This is a genomic window from Aquimarina discodermiae, from assembly GCF_040786235.1.
Lineage (GTDB): Bacteria > Bacteroidota > Bacteroidia > Flavobacteriales > Flavobacteriaceae > Aquimarina.
This window is the reverse complement of record NZ_JBFMKP010000008.1, coordinates 47179-65811: the sequence shown is the minus strand read 5'-3', so window position 1 is coordinate 65811 and position 18633 is coordinate 47179. Positions and strand designations below refer to the sequence as shown.

Sequence of the window (18633 nt, the reverse complement as noted above, 5' to 3'; positions counted from 1 at the left end):
TTTAGCCTTGCTTTAGGCTTCTCTTTAACTTTGCACTTCGTCATTAGAGGTTATAGTTAACTACATATTTTAAAGTTTTTATTGTAATTAGCTCTACTAGTTTTACTAAAAATCTTGTCTTGATGATAAAAAATTTAATTACTATTTCTACACCTATTCAATTCACCCCTTATGAAACATAAATTACTATTTACTTTTTTTTGTTTTTTACTATTCTCAAAGCTATCATATTCACAAACCTATGTAGATATAGATGCTACAGGTAATAACGATGGAACGAGTTGGACAAATGCTTACAATAATATACAAGACGCTTTAGATGCAGTTGCTGAGGATGGCGAAATTTGGGTAGCCGAAGGGACCTATCTACCAACAAACTCTCCCAATAGTAGTGCTAATACCAGAAACTTTTCTTTTCATTTAGATAAAAATTTAAAAATATATGGTGGTTTTACAGGTACTGAAACTAACTTAAGCGAGAGGATCTCAGGACATCCAACTATTTTAAGTGGTGATTTAGGTACTGTAAATGATACTACCGATAATGCATACCATGTATTAATAACGGCCGATTTGGACACTTCTACCATCATTGATGGATTTACGATAACTGGAGCATTTGCTGACGGAAATAACATTACTTACAGTGGTAACACTTATAACGGGTATTTCGGTGGTGGAATGTATAATATAAGTTCTTCTCCAACAATACAAAATATAACTTTTTCCAATAATAGTGTTGTTAAGGGAGGAGGAGCTATCTATAATAGAGGCTCCTCTTCTCCTATTTTAAATAATGTAAACATTACAAATAACACCGCATTTTCTTTTGCAGATGTATGGGGAGGAGGAGGAATAGCTAACTTTCTATCTTCATCACCAATATTAAATAATGTTACCTTTTATAATAATCTTACATATGGTGGAGGAGCAGGAATGCTAAACAAATCTTCTTCGTCTCCAATATTAAATAACGTTACTTTTTATAACAACACTGCAAATAGTCGTGGAGTAGGTGGAATAAGTAATTATTCTTCTACTGTTACTTTAAATAATACTGTTTTCTATAACAACACTAACAATAATGGTATTAGCGATGTTAATAATTCAAGTACCGCTTCAGGAAACAACAATGCCAGTGATGGCACAAATGCACCTAGCGTAACTGTTACTTTAACTGCAGATCCTTTTGCTAATTCATCTGATATTGATGGTGCTGATGATATTTTAGGTACTCCTGATGACGGGTTAGCTCCTGCATCAACAAGTCCATTGATTAATGCAGGTAACAATACCTACAATTCGACAACAACTGATATAGCTGGTAGTGCTAGAGTATCCGAAACGACCATAGATATTGGTGCTTACGAGTTTGCTCCTCCTACTTTTCTTTATGTAGATATAGACGCTACAGGAAATAACGATGGAACGAGTTGGACAGATGCTTATACCAATTTACAAGACGCAATTGATGCTATTGCAGAAGATGGTGAGATTTGGGTAGCCGAAGGAACCTATTTACCAACAAACGCACCCAATGGTAGTGCTAACACCAGAGATTATGCTTTCCATTTAGACAAAAATTTAAAAATATATGGTGGTTTTATAGGTACTGAAACTAACCTTAATGAAAGAACCATAGGACATCCAACCATTTTAAGTGGTGATTTAGGTACTGCAGGCAACAATAGCGACAATACATATCACGTTTTAGTTACAGCGAATTTAGACACTACTACCATTATTGATAGACTTACAGTAACTGAAGGAAATGCTAATGGTACAAGTAGTATAAGTTTTAGCGGGAGAAGCTGCTTTAGATTTTCTGGAGGTGGTATATCTAACTATAATTCTTCTCCAAATTTAGTTAATATAACCATTACTAGCAATATCGCAAATATTGAAGGGGGTGGAATATTCAATTGGACTTCATCTCCAATTTTAAATAATATACACGTTTATAACAACACCGCAAAGTACGCTGGAGGAGGAATGCTTAACGGTTCTTCTTCGTCTCCTATATTAAATAATGTTAATTTTTATAACAATGTTTCAAATAATTTTGGAGGAGGGATGCTAAACAGCTCATCTTCATCTCCAGTATTAAATAATGTTACTTTTTACAACAATACTGCAAATGATACTGGAGGAGGGATCTCTAATATTAATTCATCTTCTCCAACTATAAACAACACGGTATTTTACAATAACATTGATAGCAATGGTATTAATGATATTTTCAATAACTTTGGTAGTGCTTCAGGAAATAACAATGCTAGTGATGGAACAAATGCACCTAATATAACCGTTACCCTAACCACAGACCCCTTTGTAAATTCAGGAGATATAGATGGGGCTGATGATATTTTAGGAACTGCTGATGATGGGTTAATTCCCGCATCAATAAGTCCATTGGTTAATGCAGGTAATAACACCTTTAATTCATCAACAAATGATATAGCTGGTAATGCCAGAGTGTCTGATGACACTATTGATATTGGAGCTTATGAAACTACTATTAATTCCTTATTATTTATAGAAGACCAAACAGTGGGTACCAATGCCAATTTTTGTGGAGCTACATTAGCAGACTATACAAATGTACCTACCATAAGTTCAGCTACCATAACACAAACGCCAGTTGCTGGAACTAATATTAATTTTGGTACTAATACTGTAACCTTAACTGCTATGGATACTAATGGAGATACGGCTACATTCTCTTTTAATGTTATTGTAGAAGACAAAATTGCTCCAACTGTAATTACTCAAGATATCACGGTTCAATTAGACGCTTCAGGAAACGCAAGTATTACGGCTGCTCAAATCGATAATGGTTCTTCTGATAACTGCGGAGTGCAATCTGTAAGTTTAGATATCACTAGTTTTGATTGTACAAAAATAGGAGCGAATACAGTAAGCTTAACGGTAACAGATGTAAACGGAAATTCAGATAGTAAAACCACTACGGTAACGGTAGAAGACAAAGTAATTCCAACAGTAGTAACTCAAGATATCATGGTACAATTAGACGGTTCAGGAAACGTAAGCATTACGGCTGCTCAAATCGATAATGGTTCTTCTGATAATTGTGGAGTGCAATCTGTAAGCTTAGATACAACTAATTTTGATTGTACAAAAATAGGAGCGAATACAGTAAGCCTAACGGTAACAGATGTAAATGGAAATTCAGATAGTAAAACTGCTACAGTAACGGTAGAAGATAAAATTGCCCCAACTGTGATTACTCAAGATATCACGGTTCAATTAGACGGTTCAGGAAACGCAAGTATTACGGCTGCTCAAATCGACAATGGTTCTTCTGATAATTGTGGAGTGCAATCAATAAGCTTAGATACAACTAATTTTGATTGTACAAAAATAGGAGCGAATACAGTAAGCCTAACTGTAACGGATGTAAATGGAAATTCAGATAGTAAAACCGCTACGGTAACGGTAGAAGATAAAATTGCTCCAACTGTGATTACTCAAGATATCACGGTACAATTAGACGGTTCAGGAAACGCAAGTATTACGGCTGCTCAAATCGACAATGGTTCTTCTGATAATTGTGGAGTGCAATCAATAAGCTTAGATACAACTAATTTTGATTGTACAAAAATAGGAGCGAATACAGTAAGCCTAACTGTAACGGATGTAAATGGAAATTCAGATAGTAAAACTGCTACGGTAACGGTAGAAGATAAAATTGCTCCAACTGTGATTACTCAAGATATCACGGTTCAATTAGACGGTTCAGGAAATGCAAGTATTACGGCTGCTCAAATCGACAATGGTTCTTCTGATAATTGTGGAGTGCAATCAATAAGCTTAGATACAACTAATTTTGATTGTACAAAAATAGGAGCGAATATAGTAAGCTTAATGGTAACGGATGTAAATGGAAATTCAGATAGTAAAACTGCTACGGTAACGGTAGAAGATAAAATTGCTCCAACTGTGATTACTCAAGATATCACGGTTCAATTAGACGGTTCAGGAAACGCAAGTATTACGGCTGCTCAAATCGATAATGGTTCTTCTGATAATTGCGGAGTGCGATCTGTAAGTTTAGATATCACTAGTTTTGATTGTACAAAAATAGGAGCGAATACAGTAAGCCTAACGGTAACAGATGTAAATGGAAATTCAGATAGTAAAACTGCTACGGTAACGGTAGAAGATAAAATTGCTCCAACTGTAATTACTCAAGATATCACGGTACAATTAGACGGTTCAGGAAACGCAAGTATTACGGCTGCTCAAATCGACAATGGTTCTTCAGATAACTGTGGGATTCAATCGATGAGTATAGATACAACTGCTTTTGATTGTACTATGGTCGGAACAAATACAGTGAGTTTAACGGTAACGGATGTTAATGGTAATTCAGATACTCAAACAGCAACGGTAACCATAGAAGATAAGGTTGTGCCAAGTGTAATCACGCAAGATATTACAGTGCAAATAGGTGCTTTAGGAAGTGCAAGTATAACACCTGCTCAAATCGATAATGGTTCTACAGATAACTGTGGAATCCAATCGATGAGTTTAGATAGTACTTCTTTTGATTGTACTCATGTTGGAGCAAATACAGTTACTTTAACCGTAACAGATGTCAATGGAAATACAGATACTAATACCGCTACAGTCACAGTAGAAGATAACATTGCACCAAGCGTAGTTACTCAAGATATCACTGTACAGTTAAATGCTTCAGGAAATACAAGTATCACACCTGCTCAAATTGACAATGGTTCTTCAGATAACTGTGGGATTCAATCGATGAGTTTGGATGTAACGTCATTTGATTGTACTCATGTTGGAATAAATACAGTGACCTTAACAGTAACCGATGTTAATGGCAATTCAGATACTAATACTGCTATGGTAACCGTTGAAGATAATGTTGCTCCTATGGTGAATTGTGTAGCACCATTTACGTTACCATTAGATGCTACTGGCAATGCTGTTATTACTATTTCTGATATCGATGCGGGTAGTACTGATAATTGTGGTGTGGCTTCAACGAGTATAGATAAAACTACGTTTGATTGTACTAATATTGGAGGTAATATAGTAACTTTTACCGTTACCGATATTTCAGGAAATATAAATACTTGTTCGACTACCGTGACAATCGTAGATACGATTGCACCCGTAGCAAATTGTGTAGCACCTTTTACAGTACCTCTGGATGCTACGGGTACAGCTGTACTTTCTCCTCAGGATATCAATTTTGAATCTATAGATGAATGTAATCTGGCAAGTTTGCAAATAGATCGACAACTATTCACACTCGATGACCTAGGTGAACAAATGATAACATTGACTGTCACTGATCATGGAGGAAATACCAGTAGTTGCACCACTATAATTACTGTAGTAGATGTAACTCCACCAGTCATTACATTAGTAGGAGATGATCCTCAAATTATTTCTTTGGGAGACCCTTATACAGAATTAGGAGCTACCACAGACGATGGATCTTCGGTTAGTATAGATACCTCAGCATATCAGAGTGAATTAGGAGAATACATCATTCGATATAGTGCTACCGATCCTTCTGGAAATAGAGCCGAAGTAACAAGAAGAGTAATTGTAGAAGAGCGAGATGAGTTTGTTTTTGAAATTTACCCTAATCCGGCAATAGATCATTTCTTAATTATAGGATCAAAGGATATGTATTTCTTTGAAATCTATGATATGGCTGGCAGAAAAATACAAAGTTATCCTAAAGAGTTTGTAGGGCAGCGTATCCCTGTAGATCAATATCCACCCGGTATGTATTGGGTAAAAGGGTATTTCTTGTCTAAAGACTCAAGATATGAGCAGATTATGATAAAAGGGAGATAAAATAAGCAATACATAGAGTTATGAATATACGGGGCATAATCTATGATAACTTGAAGCTGTCTTTTTAGGCAGCTTCATTTGGTATTGTACCATTTATGTTCGACATCATAATCGATAAATTTAAGTCATAATTGGTATAGCTTAGTATTACATCAATACAATATCTAATCACTTTATTGCAAGTAGTAGCTACTTAGCAACATTATTAATTTACATTATTACAATACCTACCGGTAACAAAACAATATGTGGTGACATTAATACAATGAGTAGTTACATAACAACAATATGTAAGTACAACATTGCAATATGCATTTACATAGATACAATCTTTATTTGCAAGCCTGCAATGTCAAGTTACACAATTACAAATTAATTTTTAAAATCACACATTATGGATCAAAGGCAAATTAACAGATTAGAGATGTATCAGGCGGTACAAAGTTTTATGGATACCCATACCGATATTTGGAATGGAGTTCCTGTATTGGTTACGTTCAAAAATCAATTTGACGAGCAATTGATAAAAATAAGAGAAAATCAAGACAGTCAGGAAGCTGCCAAAACCTACTTAGGAACAAATAAAACAACACAAAAACGATTTGTTTCAGAAAAAGCAGATATACTAAATGATGCCTTAGAAGCATATGCTGCAGTAGAAGATAAAGTAGAACTAGAGCAAAAAGCAGCAAAAAGTTTTTCAGATTTATACAGATTGCGCAATCAAGATTTTATAATTATTGTTAATGAAACCATCCTTTTGCTAGAAGAACATCTTAACGATCTTCAGGATTACGGCGTAACAGCCGATCAAATCACAGATTTAAAAAATAGTTTTGATCGCTTTTTGGTACTCAATGGGCAACCTAGACAATATCGTATTGCAGAAAAACAGGCCACCAAAAGTATTTCAGAGCTTTTTGACCAAACCTCTACTCTGTTAGCTACCAAAGTAGATAAAGTAATGAAAAGATTTAAGCGTACTCACACTTCATTTTATAGTGGGTATCAAGCGGCAAGAATTATTGTAGGAAAATAATAACGTTTGTTTACTAATACCATTTACACTTTAAATCTACCGGAATAAAATGTTCTTTTTTTACCTCAGTTTCATAATAAAAATAAACCGTAGCCCTGCTATGCTTGATTTTTCTTCTTAACTGAAACAAAAAAATCTTAATTTTCTTTTCCAGTAAATTCAAAATATAAATGGTATAATATAATTATAGCGAGTTTATATCATCCTCTTTCATGTGTATATGAAAGAGGATTTTTTTTATAAATAAAATAGGGTATCCAAAAACTTAACTGTATATGATATGATGCAATGTATAAACAACGTATCAGAATAGTAAAATATAAATAATTAAGCAGCCCTATTATGGTTCAAAATTACCCTAGTTTAGTAAATAAAGGACGACTAAAATATCTAAGATGGATTCTGTGTATGGTAGTAGTTATCCTATCACAACAAAGTTATGCTCAACAATCGTTTAATTATCAGGTGGTCATTAGAGATGCCTCTGGAAATGTGATCACCAATCAATCTATAGGAGTAGAAATTATCCTATTGCAAGGAAGCGCTACTGGTACCAATGTATATGAAGAAACCCATACGATAACCTCAAATGGGCAAGGTGTCATTGCATTGGCAGTAGGTGCAGAAACGACTGTAGATAGCTTTATGAATATTGATTGGAGTACACAAGATTATTGGCTTCAGGTAGGAATCGATACCACAGGAGGAACAAATTATACTACCCTTGGTGTTTCGCAATTGCAATCAGTACCTTATGCCAATTATGCAATCAATGGTCCAGATGCTGATCCTACCAATGAGATCGAATTGCCAACGGGAGGAACGACTGGTCAGGTTTTAGTAACCGATGGTTCTGGTAACTATAGTTGGATAACCGATAAAGTTGATGATGTTGATACCGATGCTACCAACGAGATCGAATTGCCAGCGGGCGGTACGAACGGTCAGGTTTTAGTTACTGATGGCTTAGGAAACTATAGTTGGATAACTGATAAGGTAGACGATGGCGACACTGATGCTACTAATGAGATAGAATTGCCAACGGGAGGAACGACTGGTCAGGTTTTAGTAACTGATGGTTCTGGTAACTATAGTTGGGTAACTGATAATGTCAATGATGCTGATGCTGACGCTACCAATGAGATTGAATTACCTACGGGAGGTACGAACGGTCAGGTTTTAGTAACCGATGGATCTGGTAACTATAGTTGGGTAAGTGATACGCAAGGAGGATTTAGTACTACAAATAATATCACCAGTAATACCTCTGGTGCAATTGCTACAGATGACTTTGTATTTGGAAGTTCGCAACTTAACGATATACAAAACAATGCCTCAGATAATATGAGAATGTATTTTGATAAAAGTAAAGGAGCTTTTAGAGCAGGTAGTGCTGTGGCTTCAGATGGATTTACAGGAGATTGGGATGATCCCAACGTGGGAACGTTTTCTGCAGCTTTTGTACGAGGAAATCACGGCTGCGGTAGCTTTTGGAAGCTATAATAACTCAGGAGGAGAAAATGCTTTTTCTGCTGGGTATAATAATTTATCTTCTCGTTTTGCTTCTATTTCATTAGGAGCAGATAATAGTACTTCTGGTAATTATGCCGTTGGTATAGGACGAGGAACAGCATAAAGAAAGATGATTTCCTGGGATAGTGTGATTATTTACCATACTATCCCAGATTCTATTCTTAAATACCTTTAGTTTTTTATGACCTTTAAAACTTTTTCTTCATTAATTGAAACAAAATAAACACCGTTAGGTAATTCTTTCATTGGTAATTCTAATTGATTATTGCTAACCGTATAGGATGCTGATGATATCAAAATACCCAACGAATTATACATAGACACCTGAATGGACGCAAAGAAGTTAGGAACAAAAAGTGTTGTATTACCTTTGGTAGGATTAGGGGCAATGGTAAACTGATCTAATAAACTTACTTTGGAGGTAAGCGTCCCTTCACAATCCAAATTACTAGATACTACCAAATCATCACCATGTACGACCTTTACAGAGAAACTAGTATCGTTATAGATTCCTACTTCGTCATTATTAATCGTTACTGTATAAGGAGCAGTGCCCGAGTTGATTTCTACAAGCATCTCATTATTGGAGTTACCATTTTGCAGTGTTGTTTTTCCGACTAGACTTTCGGCCTCATTGATAGTAGCTTCAAAGCATTGTTTGCAACTGTTGTATCCATCTACCGTAATACAAAATGCATAGGTATCTGGTGATACGTCGCTTATCGTTAGTGATGAATTAAAATCATATTCTTGCTCGTTGATAGTTACAACATAGTTTAGATCAGCGTCAGCGGTAATGTTTATCGTACCATTATTCTTGTCAGAACAGGTCTCGCTGGTGGTTTGAATCGTGAAATTAGTATCAGGTAGACTATTTAGTGGGCAGGTATCTACTACATTTACTATTCTAATCACTTCTACTGCCATATTACCGGCATTGTCTGTTGCGTTGTAACGGATCGTATACTCACCGACTGCATCTACAAAATCAGAAGCATCTATGAGGATATTGGTCACTCCGTCATCGACTGTAGCACCTAATTCTGTATAACCAGTTCCCTGTTCTATTATTTGTGGGTTGTCACCCAATATGGTAATTACAGGAGGGGTTGTATCTACCACATCTACAGTCCTTGTAACTTCTACAGCTACATTTCCTGCTGCATCCGTGGCATTGTAGCGAATGGTATAACTTCCTACTGTGTCTACAAACGCAGATGCATCAATTACTACATCGGTCACCCCATCATCTATTGTAGCACCTAATTCTGTATAACCAGCACCTAATTCTATGATTTGCGGATTGTCACCCAATAAAGTAATTACAGGAGGAACACAATCTGTACTAAAACTAGCAATATCATCTTTTTCCCAACTACTCAGATAAGCAGCTGTGGGATCATCTACTTGAATACAAGTTAGAAAATCATTGAATTTAACAAAGAAATCTGTGATTAGATTATTATTTCCGTTTCTTACATCTAATGACTCTAATACATTTTGATGAGCAGCCAGTTCTTCTAGCTGAGTACAAGAAGTAACATCTAGTGTAGATAAACCATTTTTTCCCACTCCTAATTTTTTTAAGTTAGGATTATTATCAACCAATAAACTGGTTAAAGAGTTAGATCTTAACTGAACCTCTTCGAGACTTAAGTATCCTGAAAGATCTAAAGTGATAAAATCGTTTTCTGCTGCATCTAAAACTTTTAGGTTAGTATTGTTACTTAAGTCTAATGTGGTTAAATCGTTGTAATCAACGTTTAATGATTCAAGAGCAGCGAAAGCTTCTATCCCTGTAAGATTTGCTATACTTTGACTTTCGACGTTCAGAGCAGTAACATTCTCTATTTTTAGGGTAGCTACCTGATCATCGTTGGCGATACCGTTACCCATACTTGTTGCATCTCCAACAGCTACTACATTTCCATCTGCATCATGGGTTTCCAGATAGTTTTCGAAATTATCATCGGGGACATACGTTAAATCACAATAAATAGCAAAATTAGCTGTATCATCTTTCTCCCAGATTTCAGGAAATAAAGGAACTACTTTATCAGCTTTTATACACGTTAAATCAGGATTTCCTTGTGCATCAAACCAAGTGAAGTTATCATTGTTTCCATTAGCAACGTTTAAGGAAGTTAATTGGTTATTAGCTATACGTAATTGTATAATGTTTGGATAGTTTGAAATATCAAATTCTGTAAAATTATTATCGTTTAAGATAAGTTGTCTTAACAAAGGATTCATAGAGATATCTACTGAATTGATTCCTGTATTAGATAAACTCAAATTAGTTAGCGAAGTAAGATTAGAAATATCTACATCTCCTAAATTAGTATTACCGTCAAGATATACTTGTTCTAACAATACATTATTGGATAAATCTAAACTTGCTAAATTGTTATTCGCTAAAGTAATTACTGTAAGTTTTGTATTCTTACTTAAGTTTATACTTGTCAGGTTAGTATTATTACGACATCCTAAAAACCACATATCTCTAAAATCTTCAATACCTGTCATGTCTTCTACTAATCCATTATGTATATTAAACCCTTCAGATACCTCAATTAATGCCGTATATACATAATCATCATTTGCCACCCCATTACCATAACCATTATTTTCTAAGAAAGTCTCAAAAGCATCATCGGGTACATAAGTTAACCTACAGAATTCTGCATAACTAGCAGTATTATCTTTTGACCAAGTCGCTAATTCTGGAATTGTAGGGTCATCAACTTCAATACAAGTTAAACCTAGATTACCGGTAACGTCAACACTAGCCATATTATCATTGTTTCCATTTCTTAAATTCAACAATGTTAATTGATTATTAGAAGCATTGAAAGTGTTGAGTCTTGTCAGATTTCCTAAATTTAATTCTGTAATTGCATTATTATGTACTTCTAAAGTGTACATGTTAGCATTATCCCTTAAGTCTAATTCGGTTATTTCGGTATCATTACAAATTAAGGTACTAATATTTGGGTTGTTACTTACATCTATACGCTCAACATTGGTGTTATTGATTTTTAGATTAACCAAATTTGGAAAAATAGAAGCATCTAAATTAGAGATTGGATTGTTTCCTATTTCTATTGTTTCTAAAAGTGTATTGTTTTGAAGGTTTATAGTTGAAATCGTATTACCTATACCAATAAAAGTTATCAGTTTGGTGTTTTGACTCAGGTCTATAGCTTGGATGGTATTATTTGTATAATTTAGACCCGTAATTTCGGTATTTTGTGAAATATCAAGAGCGGTAAGGTTATTATTCTCTATATCTATATCTTCTACAAGTGTATTGGTTGTAACATCAAGAGCGGTAAGGTTATTATCATTTAGTACTAATTGGTACAAAGTGGTTAAACCAGTTAGGTCAATACCTGTTAATCCCATATTCCAACAAAACACTTGAGTTAAATTCACATTAGGAGTTAAGTCTAAGGCTCCGTTTACTGGATTTCCATGGGCTCTAAATCGCTGTAACGCTTTAAAATCTTCTAAGCCTGTAAAGTCTGAGATGCCCTGGTTTTCTATAAATAGAATAGTTAAGTTTTCAATTTTTTCTGTGGGAACATAATCATCCATGATTCCGTTTCCTAAACTTCGATCGTCCCCAAACGGAACCGATCCTGTATTTTCCTGATGTGTTTCTAAATAATTCTCAAAATTATCATCAGGAACATAGGTAAATCGACAATACTTAGCAAAATTTGCTGTAGCGTCTTTTAACCAACCTGTTAAATAATTAGCGGTTGGATCATCAACCTCTATACAGGTTAGACTAGGACAACCCGTTACCCTAAATTCTGTAAAGTTGCTATTGTTCCCATTTTTAACATTCAGCTCTACTAATTCATTAATATCTCTTGCATTAAATTCTACTAAGTTGGCATTCTTACTAATATCGATTGAAGTAATATTGGTTTCGTCTAAATTTAAATCTTGAAGATTTGACAAGTGATTTACATCGTAAGAAGTCAATGGGTTTCTAGATAAATTTAAAGTTTCAAGTAATGTATTATTTTGAGTATTTAATAATGTAAATTGATTTAAAGAAGCTAAGATTCTTGTTAAGTTCACATTAGCACTTACATCAATACTACTTAGTGTAGTTTCATGAATTTGCAAGTCTTCTAACAAGAGATTGTTGCTTACATCTAATCCAGATAAATCATTAGATGAGATGATCAATTCTTTTAAAGCTGTATTTGTAGAAAGGTCAATGGATGTAAGATCATTACGTGGAATATCTAGTCGTTCTAAAGAAGTTAGCCCTGTAATGTCAATACTAGTTAATCCCATATCGCCTCCATCAATTCTTGTTAAATTGGTATTGCTGGTAAGATCTAAATTGGTATCAGTTAATGTATTACTAAAAATAAATAATGTTTCTAATGATGTAAAATCTTCAAGACCCGTTATATCAGTAACCCCTTGAAAAGCAATAAATAGACTCATTACATTTTCAATATTAGCGGTAGTTACATAATTATCATTAGCAATTCCATTACCCATACTGGTTGGATCTCCAACTGATACAAAATTATTATCAGCATCATGAGTTTCTAGATAATTTTCAAAATTATCATCAGGTACATACGTCCAGTTACAATCATCACTAAAACCAGTTGTAGCATCTTTCTCCCAACCATTTAAATAAGTAGCCGCAGGATCGTCAACCTGAATGCAAAAAAGGTTTGGATTTCCGGTAGCATACAATTCATCAATACTACTTGTATTGCCACTTTTAAAACTTAACGAAGTCAATGCATTATTGTTTTGACATTCTACATACTCCAATTGTGGACTATTATCAAAATCTAATGTCGTTATGCCTGTGTTATTGATGTAAGCCTCTATCAATTTGGTAGTACTGGATAGATCTAAAGTAGTTAACGAGGTATTGTTATACACCTCAATATCTTCAAGATTTATATTACTAGATACATCTAATGCAGTAAGTGTGGGAGTATCTTCAATAGACAAGTCTGTTAGCTTGGTAAGAGGGCTTACGTCTATAGTTGTCAACTGATTCCCTCCACAGCTTAGGGTTCTTAATTCTGTATTATTAGTGATATTTAAAGTAGTTAATGAATTGTCTCCGCAATATAATCTTGTTAGATTAGTATTATTAGCAACATTTAAAGTAGCTAATGAATTTTCTTTTATTCTGAAATCTAAAAGTGCTGTGTTTGCACTTATATCGATAGTAATAAAATCATTTTGATCTAGATATAAGCTGTGCAATGCTATATTAGAACTTAGATCTATCGTGGATAAGTTGTTTTCTCCAGCTCGTATTATTTCTAATGAAGTTAGTCCCGAAACATTAATGTTTGTGAGCCCTGCTGTCCAGCAACTTACTTCAATCAATGCTGTATTTGCGGTAAGATCTAAGGTCGAAGCTGTATTTCTATTTGTATAAAGTTTTTCTAAGTTTACAAAGCCTTCTAAGCCTGTAAAATCTGCAATACCTTTTTCAGAAATACTCAAAACTGTTGTGTTTTGTATTTTTTCGGTCCCTACATGATCATCATTGGCAATGCCATTACCCATGCTGGTAGGGTCACCCAAAGGTACTGTCAATCCCGTAGAATTATGTGTTTCGAGATACGCTTCAAAATTATCATCTGGGACATAGGTTTGTGTGCAAAAAGTAGTATATACCGTTTGCGAATCCTTATCGGTTAAAATGCTATTAGCATAGGCAGGGTCATCTACAGCAACACAAGTAAGTCCAGGGTTGTTACGAATATCAAAATCACTACGATCCAAATTGGTGTTATTTCCGTTTCTCATATTGAGATACGTCAATTGATTATCATAGATAGATAAATCTATAAGTGCAGTGTTCTTAGAAACATCTAAGCTGGTGATTTGATTATATTCTGCATAGAGTTCAATTAGTTTTAGATTGTTGCTTACGTCTAAACTTGTAAGTGAGTTTTCGTAGACTTGTAATTCTTGTAATTCTGGATTTTGAGTTACATCTAAAACGGTAAGACCCGTATCTACACAATCCAGATCTTCTAATAGTAGATTTTGTGTTACATCCAGACTCCCTAAGGGGTTGCTATAACAAGATAGGTTTTTTAACGCAGTATTATTGGAAACATCCAAACTGTTAATTAGGTTGTCACTACAGCCTAGAGTTTCTAAAAGTGTATTTTGTGATACATTCAAACTTGAAATTTGGTTTCGACTACAACTTACAGAAGTTAGTGCAGTATTTGTAGAAAAGTCTAAACTAGTAAGATTGTTTTTGCCTATATCTATGGTAAGTAATGCTACGTTTTGAGAAAGGTCTATATCAGATAATGGGTTTTCAAAACATCTAAAATTTTCTAATGCTATAAAACCTTCAATTCCTGTGGCATCACTAATAGTTAATCTGGAAATATCTAAATCAGTAACACTAGCTATTCTTGAAGTTGTTACAAAATTATCATTGGCAATTCCATTACCCATACTGTTAATGTCTCCAACGGTAACTACATTTCCGTCTGCATCATGGCTTTCGAGATACGCTTCAAAATTATCATCGGGGACATTGGTTTCCTGTGCAAATAAAAAACCATTGATAACCAATAAAAAAATTAGGAGTAATTTTCTTTTCATATATGGGGCTTTAAAGTTGTTTTCCAGATCCACAGAATAGATAGTCTGTGAATTAGCTGCAAAAATAATGTAAATATCTGTTTATTAGTATGTTTTTACGGTGACAAAAAGTGGCAAACTCTCATTTAAAGGTTTGTTTACAATGATTTACGTTTAGGCCTACTTATAGTAATTTATCTATTCGATGATCATTTTTTTAGAATCAAATTTTTGACTACCGATGTATAATGTATAAAAATAGGTTCCTGCGGCTAATCCTTCACTATTGATATGTAATTCACCATCTCCCGTTTTTTTAAGTGCTACTGTAGAGACCAATTGCCCAATTGAGTTACTAAATACTATAGATGCATTGGTAACTCCTGCAGGCAAGTAATACTTAATCGCTGATGTCCCATTAAACGGATTAGGAATATTTTGATACAGTATAGGGCCATTTCCTTTATTAACAATCCCAGAAGTATCACACGCGCAACTTTCTAACGACTCTAATCTTGATAAAATATCGGTCATTTGATTTTGTAGGGTTTCTATTTCGTTTTTTGCATCTGTTAATTCTGTCTCTAATGAAGAAACAACAGGTGCCAGATCTACAGTTACCGAAGTTCCGTTTTCTATTTCAATCGTAAGATCTGTACCATTTAAGTTGGCAGCGGTTAAATTCTGACTGTCAGAATTCACATATCCCGAAAGATCAACAGTATTTCCGTTTGAAATGCTTAATACATTAGAAGATAAACTTAGATTCTGATTATCGGTATTGTCGAGATACCCAGAAAGATCTACCGTAGCGGCATTCCCAGAGATACTTAATGTATTTGTTGATAAAGAGATTGCCTGCTCATCTGTATTATCAAGGTATCCTGATAAGTCTACAGAAGTAGCATCATTGGTTAAGCTAAGTGTATTTGAGGATAAACTTAGGTCCTGATTATCGGTATTGTCGAGATACCCAGAAAGGTCTATCGTAGCGGCATTTCCAGAAATACTTAATGTGTTAGTTGATAAAGAAATAGCTTGCTCATCTGTATTATCAAGGTATCCTGATAAGTCTACCGAAGTAGCATCATTGGTTAAACTAAGTGTATTTGAGGATAAGCTTAGATCTTGATTGTCGGTATTATCGAGATATCCAGAAAGGTCTACCGTAGCGGCATTTCCTGTAATACTCAAAGTGTTTGTAGATAAAGAAATGGCTTGCTCATCGGTATTATCAAGGTACCCCGATAAGTCTACAGTATCCGTACCTCCAGAAATACTTAATGTATTAGTAGTTAATGAAAGTTCTTGATTATCTAGTTGGGTAGACCAGGTTAAAGCTCCAGAACCATCGGTGGTTAACACCTGATTTGTAGTTCCATCTATAATAGGAAACTGATAGGCACCTGCAATATTTAAACTGTTTGCAATTTGCATTTTCCCTTCTGTACTGATAGCGGCTACAGGAGTTCCAGTAGGTGTCCCCCATGTCCAACCACTAGCCGTATTTGTACTCATAGATGTTTTAATACTCGCTCTTGTGACGGGACCATACTTATAATTAGCGCCAGAGCCGTATGAAATTTTATAGGTACTGCGACCATTAAATTCTATTCCATTATCTTCTCCGGGATCAAAACGTATTACATTATCACCCATATTTAACATGTTGGTAGCTGTATGATCTCCTAAGTTATCAGAATTTGCAGCTAACCATTCAGTACCGTTCCAGGTGTATAATAGCTTTTCATCTGTATCATATACCATCAATCCTTCTTCTGTTTCTCTAATTCCTCTAGATGATGGGCGTTCTGGAAAAGCTGGTTCTAACCCTGTACGTTGTGCAGTTGTTAGTCTGTTTATAAATAAACCTTTATTGTTTCCTGTAAGATCCAGTGATGCATACGTATTAGGAGCATCTGTACCTATCCCTACGCTTACAGGGTTGGCTGAACCTCCTAAAATCATGGTATGATCATTTGCCGCAGTGGCTCCGTTACCGATTGCAATGGCATTATCTCCACTCACTGTTGCATTATATCCAATAGCAATATTATTTGTGGCATCAGGATCACCATTGGTATTATCAATAAGATCATTAGAAGCAGCTCCTGTACCTATTACGATCGCTCCATTATTTTGTGCCACAGAATTGGCACCAATTGCAATGGCCTCGGTATTATCAATATCAACCGATCGACCGATCCCAATGGCATCAGCTTGTGCAATATTGGCTTGATATCCTATCCCTATCGAATAATTGGCACCACGAGTGGTTTCAAATTGATATCCCATTCCTATGGCTCCAATTGCATTATTCATAGTTCCTTCATTTCCAATTCCTATGGCATATTGTCCCGAATTATAAGAATAGTACCCCATGGTGATGACATCATTCTGAGCTGCAATGGCTTGAGAGCCTACAAAAGTGGTTCGATATCTTCTTGTATTTCCAGTAAAATACGTATAACCTTCACCTCCTGTTGTTGTTCTGGTAGCTCTGCCATAGCCAGAAAAAGCTCCAAACCCGGCATTATCTTCACCTTCTCTGTTAGAAGCTCCTGATAAATATCCCACATAGGTATTACGGTTGGCGTCTGTTCTATTATTGGTTCTATTATTATCCCAACCTGCCATGGCTCCTAGAAATGTATTAAAATCAGCATGTTCTGTGGCCACTCCAGCAGCGGCGCCAATCATGGTGTTATAAATCCCGTCCCCGATATCAACGGCAGCCGAATCTCCTACTGCAGTATTATGATGTCCTTCACCGATGTCCTCCATAGACACATTTCCTACTCCTGTATTTTTATACCCAGTGCTTCCTCCACTGAATGATCTTCCAACCCCAGCTCGATGACCTACAAATGTATTTTCATAACCTGTTGTGAAATCAAAACCGGCATCTTCACCGATAAATACGTTTTCGTATCCTGTGGTATTCTTTTGTCCTGATTCTTCTCCTATAAAGGTATTATCATAACCAGTAGTATTTCGTTCTCCAGACTCACTCCCTATAAAAGTATTGTCACCACCTCTAAAAGTACTAGAGCCATCATTATTGGTCAAAGCTCCAGCTTCAAAACCTATAAATACATTATCGACCCCGTCTACATTACTATGACCAGCATAGTACCCAATAAAGGTACTTTCAAAAGTCGTAGTATTTTTTCCTGCTCCAAAACCTACAAAAGTGTTTTTACTAGCACTGGTCTGTGCGGTTCCTGTACTATCTCCATACATGGTATTGTAATCTCCAGTAGTGATATTTTCGCCAGAAGCGGTTCCGGAAGCTTCGTTTAAAATTTGTGCCTGCGTGTTTAATGCGATGACCAAAAAAAATACAGTCACCATATTACATAGTAGTTTTCTTTTCATACAAGGGGCATTTTTGAAGTTATGTTGTATTCTTTAAATATTCGGTTACAACCAACTGCAAATATCTGTTTTTCTAGCGATATAGCGATGTTTTTGTCGTGACAAAAAGTGGCAAACCCTTATTTTGGTAGTAATACGATTTACACATAAAACTTTCGCATATAGTTAGTTTCTTTTGCACTATATCTGCGTTATAAAATTCAACAATAGCTAAGGCT

Annotated in this window: 6 protein-coding genes; 4 read left to right on the top strand and 2 right to left on the bottom strand. The window is 35.2% G+C overall.

What is annotated here, in order from left to right:
- The first annotated feature begins 171 nt into the window (after positions 1-171).
- From ABW636_RS06795 to ABW636_RS06780, 4 genes are all read left to right on the top strand, one after another.
- Positions 172-5856, top strand: coding sequence for an immunoglobulin-like domain-containing protein (locus tag ABW636_RS06795; protein WP_367589208.1), 5685 nt, complete (start codon positions 172-174; stop codon positions 5854-5856).
- A gap of 394 nt (positions 5857-6250) precedes the next feature.
- Positions 6251-6895, top strand: coding sequence for a hypothetical protein (locus tag ABW636_RS06790; protein ID WP_367589207.1), 645 nt, complete (start codon positions 6251-6253; stop codon positions 6893-6895).
- A 342-nt stretch (positions 6896-7237) separates the two neighbouring features.
- A complete protein-coding gene (locus tag ABW636_RS06785; protein WP_367589206.1) occupies positions 7238-8398 on the top strand; it encodes a DUF8740 domain-containing protein in 1161 nt (386 codons plus the stop codon).
- Positions 8355-8531 carry a hypothetical protein gene (locus tag ABW636_RS06780; RefSeq protein ID WP_367589205.1) on the top strand — a complete coding sequence of 59 codons (177 nt, stop codon included), beginning with the start codon at positions 8355-8357 and terminating at the stop codon, positions 8529-8531. The genes ABW636_RS06785 and ABW636_RS06780 overlap by 44 nt, the downstream gene beginning before the upstream one ends.
- A 68-nt stretch (positions 8532-8599) precedes the next feature.
- Here the strand turns inward: ABW636_RS06780 and ABW636_RS06775 are convergent, their stop codons facing one another.
- Both ABW636_RS06775 and ABW636_RS06770 read right to left on the bottom strand, forming a co-directional pair.
- Positions 8600-15058 (bottom strand): immunoglobulin-like domain-containing protein, encoded by a 6459-nt coding sequence (locus ABW636_RS06775; protein WP_367589204.1) that lies wholly within the window; start codon positions 15056-15058, stop codon positions 8600-8602.
- 177 nt (positions 15059-15235) lie between these two features.
- Positions 15236-18415 carry a phage tail-like protein gene (locus tag ABW636_RS06770; RefSeq protein WP_367589203.1) on the bottom strand — a complete coding sequence of 1060 codons (3180 nt, stop codon included), beginning with the start codon at positions 18413-18415 and terminating at the stop codon, positions 15236-15238.
- Positions 18416-18633 lie beyond the last annotated feature (218 nt).

Excerpts from the sequence above, each read along its gene's own strand:
- ABW636_RS06785 (WP_367589206.1), top strand. The coding sequence starts at position 7,238 with ATGGTTCAAAATTACCCTAGTTTAGTAAATAAAGGACGACTAAAATAT.
- ABW636_RS06775 (WP_367589204.1), bottom strand. The coding sequence starts at position 15,058 with ATGAAAAGAAAATTACTCCTAATTTTTTTATTGGTTATCAATGGTTTT.
- ABW636_RS06770 (WP_367589203.1), bottom strand. The coding sequence starts at position 18,415 with ATGAAAAGAAAACTACTATGTAATATGGTGACTGTATTTTTTTTGGTC.
- ABW636_RS06790 (WP_367589207.1), top strand. The coding sequence starts at position 6,251 with ATGGATCAAAGGCAAATTAACAGATTAGAGATGTATCAGGCGGTACAA.
- ABW636_RS06795 (WP_367589208.1), top strand. The coding sequence starts at position 172 with ATGAAACATAAATTACTATTTACTTTTTTTTGTTTTTTACTATTCTCA.